Here is an 11,138-nt window from a genome sequence, read left to right as displayed (position 1 = left end):
ATTACGGCGGATTTATGACGATTAATAGAACAATCTTGGTGTTATCCTCGGTTTTATTGCTCAGTGCTTGCGGAAATGATGGTGATGGCACGGCAACAACACCGCAACTGTCACAAGGGCAATTATCTCTCGCTATCTCCGACTCACCTATGGCTGGCGTAACCCATGTGGGTATGGTCATGGGCGAGTTAGTGATGACAGATTCTGCGGGCGTGATCCACAGGCACGACTTACAGAACATGGCATTCAATCTACTCGATTACCAGGGCATGGATAGTCATCTAATGGTAGATAGTATCGACTTGCCCTCTGGTCAATTTCATGATGCTTATGTCACCATTCAACAAGGTGATGGTAATGATGGCTGTTTTGTCGAAGATGGACAAGGGCGGCACGGGTTGCATGTGACTAATGGACAACTCCCCGTTGCGGATTTTGAGATAGTTGCAGGCCAACACCTTAGCATCACAATGGAAATTGATTTGTACCGTGGTTTATCTATGGTTCAGGGACAATATTACTTAAACCATCAAGCCATGTGGTCAATCGATAATCGACAGATGGGACATTTACTTGGTGAGGTAGATCCCCAATGGATTGCCGATTGTGAAACAACTTATTCAGATCTGACCCCAGCTAGTGGCCAATTTAATCATATAGCTTATTTGTACCCTGAAGCGGTAACCAATATTAACCAAATGGCAGATATGACAACAAACCCGTCAGTGAGTTTTATATTACCTACGGCGGTAAGTCCGATGCTGCAAGATGGCGGCGGTCATTGGCATTTTGCCATGGGTTACTTGCCTGAGGGGAACTATCGGGTTGGTTACAGCTGTTTAGGCCATTTAGATGACCCGACCACCGATGATATCAGTAATGGCCTATTTGTTATGTTTAAAGATTCGGGCTCAATTACCATAGAGGCTGGAACATTAGGCGGCCAACAAACAATACATGAGTGCGGTAACGGCAATGGTGGCCATCACGGAGGACATGGTGGCTAGTTAACATTAATCAGGCTCCTACTTACTTTGGGAGCCTTCCGCCGAAAATGTTGTGCACCAAGTGAAGAAATCATCATTTAATAGGACAATCAATTACATAAAACAAATGTAAAAAATTTAAGCTGAGCCCTGCTAAGTTTAGCTCAACTGTAAAACTGCATAGAATAGACCATACAAGCCCTCAAATTAAGTCTTTATACTTATGCGGATAAGCCACTAAGCCACTAAAGCCGTTTTCAGTGCGTAAACACAGTATTCAACCCTCATTGTATTTGATCATTAATGTTGGAGATTATTTGCATGACTAATGATAAAAACAATTCTATCCCCATGACTTTAATAACAATAAAAAACTATCTATCTTTACGCCGCAATATATAGCTAAGTTATTGACATATTTCAAAATATTGACACTTGCAAATAGAGTAATACTCGATACAGTAAGTTAACTTTTATGATCAGTTATACTTTTCCACACGACAACCTCACCCCCTAATTATAAGAAGGTCCATCATGAAAACAGCGAAAACCCTGATAGCGCTCTCCCTATCAAGCTTACTTGTCGCCTGTGGCGGCGGTGACGACACCCCAGCGGAGCAAATGGGAGTGTTTAGCTTAGGCGTGTCAGATAACCCAAGTGACGCTAAAGATGTGACTATCGCTTTTAAGCAAGTGGTACTGAAAGGCAGTACTGGCAGTATTTCATTTAACGTGTCTGACGATGGGGCATTAAAACAAGTCAATCTACTCGAATTTCAAGGTACTGCAGTTGAAACCTTAGTGAGCGGCCAAAGTATTCCTGTTGGCGAATACCAAATGTGTATTTACATGCAAAGAAGTGAAACGCCAAATGCCGATAGCTCTTATGTTAAAACCATGGATGATAATCTCCATGGGTTAACAACCAACAGTAATGGCTCTTGTGGCGGTGTTGGTGCAGACGATACTGATACTGGCCGTTTATTTTTTAATAAGAAGTTTACTATTGCAGCCGGTACCAATAGCTTTGTTGCTGAATTTGACTTAAATAGCGGCTTACAAGACCCTAAAGGAAATAAAGACTACTGGACCCTAAAGCCAACATCAGTGCAGCTATATAACAATGCAGAAGTCGGCGCGATTAAAGGCAATATCCCATCAGAACTTGTGACACAGTGCGAAACTGCTGCCGGTGGCAGTATCTTTAGCCATGCCGTCTATTTATATTCCGATGCAACTGCGCTTGATAATATGAGCGATTTTAGAAGTGATGCCGTTGTGGCGCCAAAAATTGCGCCTATTGCCGCTGCAAGGGTGAACGATATTATGGATCAAAGTAACCAAGTCATTGGCCAAGGCTATGAATTTGGTTTCGTCGTTGCTGGTAGCTACAGTGTGGGTTACACCTGTGTCGCTCAAAATGATGATCCTGATGCCAATAACAACCCAGACGATGTTGAGCTACCTTTCTTTATCCAAGCCGATATACAAGCAGTGACAGTAACTAATGGCACTATTGCCGATGGCGATTTTGTTGTGGCGACTAATCCATAATATTAATTGACTGGTTTGATGCCAGATAAAGTTGAATCACATACTAGGCATCCATAATGGATGCCTTTGAGTTAGGGTAGTTTTGCTGTCATTGCCTAGCCACTAGCTAAATTGTGGCTGAATTTAAGCTGATCGACTTATGTATTATGTACGTAATGTATGATCAAATTTTTATGAGCAGAATCAACTATGCACTCAACCCATCATGTGACTCTGAGCTATTTAGGCTTATTACCTTTTTTGATTTTAACCGGCGGCTATTTTTTTAGCGATACACAGTGGATACTGCAGGCTTTTGTTATTTATAGTGTCAGCATTTTAAGCTTTGTGGCAGGCAGTTTGTGGCAAGCTCCACTCAATATTCAAACAAAACAAGGCGCAAAACATCAGCAAAATAACGTTGACCAGTTAGAAGAGTCGACAGCTCGAAGCCAGTCGCTCACTCAGGCGTGGCTTGTCGTGCTGGTGACTTTACCTTTACCACTTGGGGTGTGGGTTAGTGTTGAATTTAGCTTACTGTGGTTAGCCGGCAGTTTTGTTTGGCTATTATTGCTGCAAAAGCGGTTACCAAGTTGGGCGTTATTAAGCAAAGAGTACCAACAAATGCGGGCCAAAATAACCTCGGTGGTATTGGTGTGTCATTTATTAATGTGGGCGCAATTGAGCCATTTAGGAGTGGTTGCATGAATCAAATCAATCCAAAAGCACTGCTTTTAAGCAAATGGACGGCAACGTCGCCAGTGAATCGAGAAAAACATTTTGCCGTGACCGCCGTTGAATTTGATGACGATAAAAAAGTCATTCGCTGCGTCATTCAAGCGGTTTACAACAATAATGAATATGAGATTAATTGGCGTGATTTAAAGCAGCCTTCCCAGTGGCGCCAAGGCTGGTGTTAAATCTGGCATTAGTATCATGGAATTGACTGCGTCTTCTACGTTATTGCATTTTTTTCAAAGAGTTACCTATTAGATCCACAGGAATATTCTTATATGTCTCTGGAAGCAAAGTCTGACATAGGCAGCTTCCAGCTTTCAATAACTTACCGAAAAGATATAACCATACTCTGACATAAAATGTACCCATAGTCTGACAAATCGAAATGTCATAAATAGTGCTTAAAAGGAGAATGTCATTTTATTACGAAGATCCAAATAGCTTATGCTCTATCTAACAAACTTTTGGACAAAAGCGGGTTGGAAGATTTGTTTTTATAAAAGTTTGCCCTAACCAGACTAAATTTTAAAACTCAGTTAAATTTTCATTGGCGTCAAAGATTACCTACAAGTGCAGATGATCCAGCGAGACGCCGCAAGCACCTCCATGTGGGCTTAACCAAAACATCCGTGTTTTGGATACTCGCTGGCTCATCCGCACCCGCATTATTATCTCTTCGATTTAGCTTCATTGATGGCTGTGGTAACACAAGAGGTAACTCTGAACTGAACATTTCCGAGTTAGACCATTAATTCTAATTCATGAGTTTCAGGTTAAATTTTCTATGGGTAACGCCGCGTTAAGTAGTGAGCAACGCTACCACCTAACCTAAATCATTGTGCCATAAACACAAAAACCGATTAAAACCAAAAATGCCAAGCGTTGCGAATCTGTCTTAAACGCTTTGTTAGCCCTATGCCCAAAGGTTGCATGCCTCTACCGCTTCGATTTTGACACCGAAACTCGAAATATTAGGTAACGTGGCATTGTGGTGCTCTCGAATTTGAGCCCCACTCGCGTGTTCCTTGTCATGAGTTGTATGAGCATCCGAAACCAAAATTACGGAATAGCCTAAACCTGCTGCTCTGCGAATGGTGGTATCAACGCAAAACTCAGAGGCGTAACCACACACAATTAAGATATCTACTTCGAGTTCATTCAAAACACTTTGAAGATTAGTATTTAAGAACGAGTCTGGTGTTGTTTTACGAACGAAATGGTCACCAGTTTGTGTTACTAAGCTCGACTGCAATGCCCAACCAGCGCTTTCGTATTCAATAACAGATTTAGGTTGCTCGTGCTGGATAAAGATAACTGGGACAGACTTAGCACGCGCCAATTTCGTAACCTCATTAATTTTGGTGAGTACGATTTGTGATTCAAATGGTTGAGGTTCCGGGTCGAACAGAATCGACTGAACATCAATAACTAATACCGCAGATTTCATTATTTTCCTCCGATAGGGCTAACGCCCGCATAAACTGCGGAGCATGTTGGCGCACTTTTTTGCGCTTTTTATCTTTTGCAAAAAATGCGACAGCTTGCGGAGTCAGCTTTGATGCGCTTGTAGAATTAGTGGGGTCAGGGTAAACATTTTAGGGGAGTTAATAAACGCATGTTATTGAATGGCTTTACCTTCCCTAAATGGTGCGCTCGATGATTATGTTCGAGGTTACCCTTCTTTGTCCTTAATTTTTCATACTTTAATCTACTTTATATTTTTAATTCAATGTTTTAATACAAGTTGTATAGGGTAGGTTAAATCAGTCCGTGACTTCAATCTAATCCATTTTCTGCAGCCGGTTCTTATACAGATGATATTTTCGCCTCTTCGATTTAACTTCATTTGTAACAATTCCATAAGAAAAACTGGGATGTCCGTTTTGAATTGAGGTCATCGAGACTCTTTATTCCGTGAACCCGTGAGCTTGGTATGGATGCCACGCTAGCTTTCGTTGGGCCAGGGACGGCTCATCGGAAGCGTTAGGATATTTTTTATATTAGGTGACAATGGCCGAAGCCGGATACAGATGAAGTTTAAAGCTGGATCGATCCCCATCGAAAATTATGCGCTTTTCAGCATTTTTCGTCAGGGCGGCAGGGCCCAATTCTTTAATTAAAAGTAAAGAGGGTATTGCTGTTGATACCCTCTTGGCCGGTGCAGGATGGAATCCTGCGATGTTAGTCCAAACGGAGTTTAGAAATACTTAAAGAAAACTTTCGATCTAAATCTAGTATGAGCGAAGCACCACGACTTTGATTTGTCCAAAATGGCAAACAAACTTTGGGGCATTTCATTGATAAGCAATGGAGTTAAAGGAGGTTCCATACACGCTTTAATAGTATTAAGGCTCGTGGTGTTGTTGAATTTGTCAGACTACACTTCAATATTCTGGCAACAATCTGATTTTATTAAATTTCCATTTGTAATTTAACTACAAATAGCATTTTTTGTCAGACTATGGGGAGATTATGTCAATGTATGGGTTCAGCGACAATAAACCAACACTCCAGCGGCCACTTAAATAGCCGCTATTTCATTGCCGATCTCACATATACATCAAATCTATTTTTCTTAGTCTCAATGGCCATTGAGGGCTTTACCCCGTCTAAGTCTTCGGCGTAATCAGGGCGTTTGACTACCACGCGTTTAGTGGCTAGTGATATTGCTGGTTTGAGTAAGCTGTCGGCATCTAAGTCGGCGCCCACTAGGGTTTGAAATACGCGCATTTCTTTTTTCACTTGGGCAGACTTTTCACGGTGCGGGTACATAGGGTCAAGGTAGACTACATCAATTTCTGTGCCGCTGGCTTTGGCTGCATCTGCTAATGCGGTAATGCTGGACCCATGAAACAAGCTCATTCGCTCCGTCATCCAATCGCCTATTTCAGCATCTTCATAGGCGCGGCGTAAACCATCTTCTAATAATGCTGCGACCACTGGATGACGCTCAACCATAATCACCTTACAGCCTAAACTGGCTAACACAAAAGCATCACGGCCTAAGCCTGCTGTACCGTCTACCACTGTGGGGGTGACACCTTGCTTAAGGCCGACGGCTTTAGCAATTGACTGACCTCGGCCACCGCCAAACTTGCGTCTATGGGCGACGGCACCCGTAACAAAATCGACCAGAATGCCGTCGAGTTTGGGCTCGTCACGTTTGTGTAAGGTTAATTGATTTTGCTCGAAACGCAGCTCAAAGGGTGCGCTTGGTTCATAGTGCAGTGACCATCGTTGGCAAATATCGACAAGGCTTGGGTATTGTTGATTGAAATAAATCGCGGTCACTGTATTGCCTACATTTAGGGTGAATAAGCCTATTATGCCAAAAGGCTACCGCAGTGAATACCTATACCGTGCTTAAGCTGATTGGTATTAGCCAAGATAAAACTTATAATGTGATTATCTTGCAGTCCACGCTGCTACTTTTTTTGGAATATCTCATGTTAAGTTACCGTCACGGTTATCACGCTGGCAATTATGCCGATGTACTAAAGCATTCAATGTTACTGCAAGTGCTTAAATTAATGCAGAAAAAAGATAAACCTTATGCCTATATTGATACCCATGCTGGTGCGGGTGCTTATTCATTAAATGATGAATTTGCTCAAAAAACCGGTGAATACTTAGACGGTGTGGCCAAACTGTGGGAGGCCAGCAACCTGCCAGCAGCATTAGCAGATTACGTCGAAGCCGTTAAAGTGTTTAACGCTGAATATGATCAGCTAACGGTTTACCCTGGCTCGCCCAGTTTTGTCGATGCCGAGTTACGTGAAAAAGACCGGATGCTATTACACGAGTTACACAGTACTGATCACGATTTATTAGCTGAATATTTTGTTAAAGATAGGCAAGTAAAAGTACTTAAAGGTGACGGTTTACAAGGTTTAATCGCTGCAGTGCCACCGCCAGAGCGCCGTGGGGTGATATTAATCGACCCAAGCTACGAGATTAAATCTGATTATGTTGATGTTGCGGAAACTATCATTAAAGCCCATAAGCGATTTTCGACTGGGGTGTATATGTTGTGGTATCCGGTAGTTCAGCGTGAGCAAACGGAATCTATGCTCAATTTACTTAAAAATAGCGGCATTAAAAATCAGCTACGAGTTGAGCAAGCAATTAAACCTGACAGTAATGAATTTGGTATGACTGCGGCAGGATTATGGATTATTAATCCACCTTGGCAATTAGATGTAACCGCAAAAGAAATGCTTAATTACTTAGAGCGTCGTTTGGGCCATAGCGGTGGTAAAACGGTAGTGAAGTTAGAAGTGCCTGAGTAATTCTACTTTATTTAAATATACATTCAAAAAACCTTGAAGCAATCGCTTCAAGGTTTTTTACTGAATCAGTTAGCATTCTTCATCATCAAAAAACGGCCTGACTATAAAGCCAAAAATAGCAGAGAGCAGCCCTACTTCTACATCATTATTTCTTGACTCCATTTCATTCCCAGGGGCCGATTCTCGCTCTTTGCGCTCGCTATTATTTTCTCCGGCCCCCTTCACAAAGTCACAACCGGCATTCCTTGCTGTATTTGTACTGCAAGCCGTTGTACTTAAAAGCAACCCAAGTGTTATTAATATAATAAATCCTTTCATACCTCTTCCTTTTGATACTTCATTGATTACACATAATGATTAATTTTGAGCAAAATGTTAAAAAAACCTACCTGCCGCCCCGGGAAACACCACAGGGCTGACATTACCATTCGCTGCGACACTTGCCACACCGAATAAATAATTATCTATGACCATATTTTTCAGCATAAATTCATTCACATTGCCAACATAACGACTATGGCTCCATTCTGGCACTGTGGTTAGCCGCCAATAGACCCGGTATCCAACCACATCTTTATCCGCTGTTTTTGTCCAGTTGAGTGTGGTGCTAGGAGAAACTTGCCCCTTTATGCTGACACCTGATGGTGGCGCGGGTGCCCACGCCATTGACGCTAAGCTAATGGCATTTAGTGCGGTTAATTTTGCATTAAAATCAAAATCAACGCCCTCAATAACATCACCATAGTTAATGCCATTTTCAGTGCGAATATCTTGATGCTGACGATCATAATGCTCGTTGGTTTCCATCACCCGCACGGCAGGAAAGCCCGCTTTGTTGAACGGTAAATGATGTCCACCACGGCCAAAACGGTCAAGCCGATACACTAACATGACATCTAAATTGGTCATGTACTGATCAACTAAGGCTTTAATCTTGCGCGCCAAATTGCGTGACGCAGAGTCATTCTCGCCGCCACTAAAGTAGCGCTCTTTGGCTTCATCAGTGGTTTCAACAAAACGCACTCCTTCAGAAAACACCCGTACAGTAGAGTTATTCACCACGCCATTAATACCGGCAATATTACCGATCATGTCATTATTCAATACCGCTTGCACTTGCCAGCCCTGACTTTTAGCATAATTAGCTAAAATATCTCCGCCATATAGGCCCTGCTCTTCACCTGACAAGGCGGCATAGACGATAGTGCCGTTAAATTGATATTGCGATAACACCCTAGCCGCTTCAATTGCACCTGCAACGCCTGAGGCATTATCATTGGCGCCCGGTGAGATGGAGGTGGCATCTAATACGTCGGTGACTCGAGAATCGATATCGCCGCTCATCATCACCACACGCTTAGGGTCAGTTTTACCGCGCTGAATAGCGATGACATTAACCACTTCAGTAGAGTTAGCAATGCGTTTGCCTTGCACAGTGTCACTGACGGTTATGACTTCTAAGCAGCCACCACAGTCTTTTGAAATACGATTAAACTCGGCTTCAATCCAACGCCTTGCCGCGCCTATGCCTTGGGTATCCGATTGAGTTTCAGACAGGGTATGACGGGTACCAAAACCAACCAATTTTCGCACATCTTGCTCTAGCCGGCTGGCCTGTGGCGCGGTAGCTATGTCATATAAGCGCACATCTTCTTGGGATGGTGCCGTATTCATTGCTGTAGCTTGTACGGCAGCGTTTGCATAACCTGAGGAAGATAAGCACAGGGCAGCAATGGCAACCGATAAAGAGGTAATAACGGGTGAAAAGGTCATAAACATTCCTTTAAATTTTAGCCATATCATTAGGCAGGGTTATTTATTGGTATTTTCTTTTTGTATCAATTATGTGAGTCACTATTTTATTATCCAAGCTTATGCTTTATCGCTAAACTCAGCTGGCTTTCCGATAGCGACTATAAAGAATTTTTACCCGTTGCACGTAGGCTTGTGTTTCAGGATATGGCGGTACACCATTGTATTGGGTAACCGTTGATGGACCTGAATTATAGGCCGCACAAGCCAGGTCTATGTCACCATTAAATCGTGCTAATAACAGTGCCAGATAACGACTGCCACCGTTTATATTTTGCTCTGCTTGAAAGGCATCTAACACTTGCATGTCTTTGGCCGTGCCTGGCATTAATTGCATTAACCCCATAGCACCAGCTTTAGACACCACATTACTTCTAAAAGCTGACTCGGCATGAATAACAGCTCTGATGAGTGCAGGCTCAAGTTTATATCGTGATGCAGCAACGGCGACAAAACTGGCATAATCCTGGGTGAATAATGGGGTTTTATACCAATCAATGGTTGAATCAGGACGGCATGCATAGCATTCAAACAGTAACACACGGTAGTTAGTATGGTCTGGCTCAGTGTCACTGAATGCGGTAATACCATCTTTTTCATATTGATAGACTTTACGTTTTTCAACACCTAAGTCGGATAAAATACCGTGTTCTGAATAACTGGCTTTAAGCTGTTTTTTAGCAGGCTTGCTTAAATCAGGCTTAGCGAGTGGATAACTATTATCTAGCACCAGGGTTGATGTAATAGATTTATCCGCACCCTCTGCCCCTTGCGGAATAACAGCGAGCTCATTTAGGTCGGGAAACAAACTAAGATGCGCTTTATCTGCGGGTGTAGATTGAAGGTTGGGTTGATATACCGCTTTTATTACTGGTTTTTTTGTATTGTTTTCCACAGTTTGATTGGCCAGTAACCCGGGACACAAAACCAAGCTTGTCAGCACAATGCTGTGCAGTAACCGTTTTAGCTGTAACCGGTTTACTATACTGCTTAACTGCAATATGCCACTCAACTCGATTAACCTACATCTGGTATGAGCTGGGGCATAACCGATACCTTGGCTAACTTGGCAACAATAGACCCCGGAAACATACCAACGCCTTGATTCAATTCAGTCACGGTTTGATTATAAAACTCAGCCACATTTTGATAATCTAATTCTAATTGTAGATATTCATTCACCCGCTGCTCATCAAGATCATCGCCATGCAAAGCTGAAAATAAGCCTTTCTGCAGCATATCCATTTCAGACCAGACAGCTAAAGTAGTCGGTAAATGATGATCAATGCCCTGCGACCACAAGCTATTATCAGCCAGGGCGCGCAACTGCTGCCACTGATCAGCTTGCGCTTCATCCAAAGGTTGATGTTGTAAACTAACATCAGATAACTGGCTTAATAAAACTAAGCGAGCATCAATTTTTTGATTCAAAACAATCAGAGAATCAATCGCTGACTGACGTTTTTTGACTAGACTGGCGTACCATAGGTAGCAGAGAATAACAGCCAAGCTTACACTCAGCAGCAATGCTTGCATGATATTTTCCTTAATGATGATTTTTCTAATTCTTATCTAGCATAATAAGCATAATTTACTTTATATTTCACTTAAATCTCAGCGAAGTCACAACTATATTTATTACATCACAATGGCTAACAGTAACATTTGGTTGACAAAACAAACAATTTTATTGCATCTAACTCAATATCGTGACGAATTAAGTCATGACACAGCCACACTAAATGACAAGTTTAAAATCCAAACTAAAAAACATTAAAAT

Annotated in this window: 11 protein-coding genes; 5 read left to right on the top strand and 6 right to left on the bottom strand. The window is 42.2% G+C overall.

What is annotated here, in order from left to right:
* Nucleotides 1-14 precede the first annotated feature (14 nt).
* The 4 genes from FJ709_RS00835 to FJ709_RS00820 all read left to right on the top strand — a co-directional run bounded on the left by FJ709_RS00835 (nt 15) and on the right by FJ709_RS00820 (nt 3,439).
* A complete protein-coding gene (locus FJ709_RS00835; protein WP_226412545.1) occupies nt 15-1,007 on the top strand; it encodes a DUF4382 domain-containing protein in 993 nt (330 codons plus the stop codon).
* 513 nt (nt 1,008-1,520) lie between these two features.
* Entirely contained in the window at nt 1,521-2,540 is a 1,020-nt protein-coding gene (locus tag FJ709_RS00830; protein ID WP_226412543.1) for a DUF4382 domain-containing protein, read from the top strand.
* A 189-nt stretch (nt 2,541-2,729) separates the two neighbouring features.
* Nucleotides 2,730-3,227 carry a DUF3429 domain-containing protein gene (locus tag FJ709_RS00825; RefSeq protein WP_226412541.1) on the top strand — a complete coding sequence of 166 codons (498 nt, stop codon included), beginning with the start codon at nt 2,730-2,732 and terminating at the stop codon, nt 3,225-3,227.
* Nucleotides 3,224-3,439, top strand: coding sequence for a TIGR02450 family Trp-rich protein (locus FJ709_RS00820; protein ID WP_226412539.1), 216 nt, complete (start codon nt 3,224-3,226; stop codon nt 3,437-3,439). The genes FJ709_RS00825 and FJ709_RS00820 overlap by 4 nt, the downstream gene beginning before the upstream one ends.
* A gap of 731 nt (nt 3,440-4,170) precedes the next feature.
* Here FJ709_RS00820 and FJ709_RS00815 read toward each other — a convergent pair.
* A complete protein-coding gene (locus FJ709_RS00815; RefSeq protein WP_226412537.1) occupies nt 4,171-4,704 on the bottom strand; it encodes a cysteine hydrolase family protein in 534 nt (177 codons plus the stop codon).
* Nucleotides 4,705-5,789: 1,085 nt separating this feature from the next.
* On the bottom strand, nt 5,790-6,548 hold the full coding sequence (locus tag FJ709_RS00810; protein ID WP_226412535.1) for a class I SAM-dependent methyltransferase: 759 nt from the start codon (nt 6,546-6,548) through the stop codon (nt 5,790-5,792).
* Between the two features lie 155 nt (nt 6,549-6,703).
* Between FJ709_RS00810 and FJ709_RS00805 the strand changes: the two genes are divergently transcribed.
* Complete coding sequence (locus FJ709_RS00805) at nt 6,704-7,546, top strand: 23S rRNA (adenine(2030)-N(6))-methyltransferase RlmJ (RefSeq protein ID WP_226412533.1); 843 nt, start codon at nt 6,704-6,706, stop codon at nt 7,544-7,546.
* Nucleotides 7,547-7,615: 69 nt separating this feature from the next.
* Here the strand turns inward: FJ709_RS00805 and FJ709_RS00800 are convergent, their stop codons facing one another.
* From FJ709_RS00800 to FJ709_RS00785, 4 genes are all read right to left on the bottom strand, one after another.
* A complete protein-coding gene (locus FJ709_RS00800; RefSeq protein ID WP_226412531.1) occupies nt 7,616-7,864 on the bottom strand; it encodes a hypothetical protein in 249 nt (82 codons plus the stop codon).
* Between the two features lie 57 nt (nt 7,865-7,921).
* Nucleotides 7,922-9,325, bottom strand: a complete 1,404-nt coding sequence (locus tag FJ709_RS00795) for a M28 family peptidase (protein ID WP_404829991.1) — start codon at nt 9,323-9,325, stop codon at nt 7,922-7,924.
* A gap of 112 nt (nt 9,326-9,437) precedes the next feature.
* Complete coding sequence (locus FJ709_RS00790; protein ID WP_226415793.1) at nt 9,438-10,091, bottom strand: lytic transglycosylase domain-containing protein; 654 nt, start codon at nt 10,089-10,091, stop codon at nt 9,438-9,440.
* Between the two features lie 284 nt (nt 10,092-10,375).
* Entirely contained in the window at nt 10,376-10,894 is a 519-nt protein-coding gene (locus FJ709_RS00785) for a LemA family protein (RefSeq protein ID WP_226412529.1), read from the bottom strand.
* Nucleotides 10,895-11,138 lie beyond the last annotated feature (244 nt).

The sequence above is a fragment of the Shewanella glacialimarina genome (assembly GCF_020511155.1).
Classification (GTDB): domain Bacteria; phylum Pseudomonadota; class Gammaproteobacteria; order Enterobacterales; family Shewanellaceae; genus Shewanella; species Shewanella glacialimarina.
Note: the sequence above shows the minus strand (reverse complement) of the source record. Positions and strands in the feature narration are given on the sequence as shown.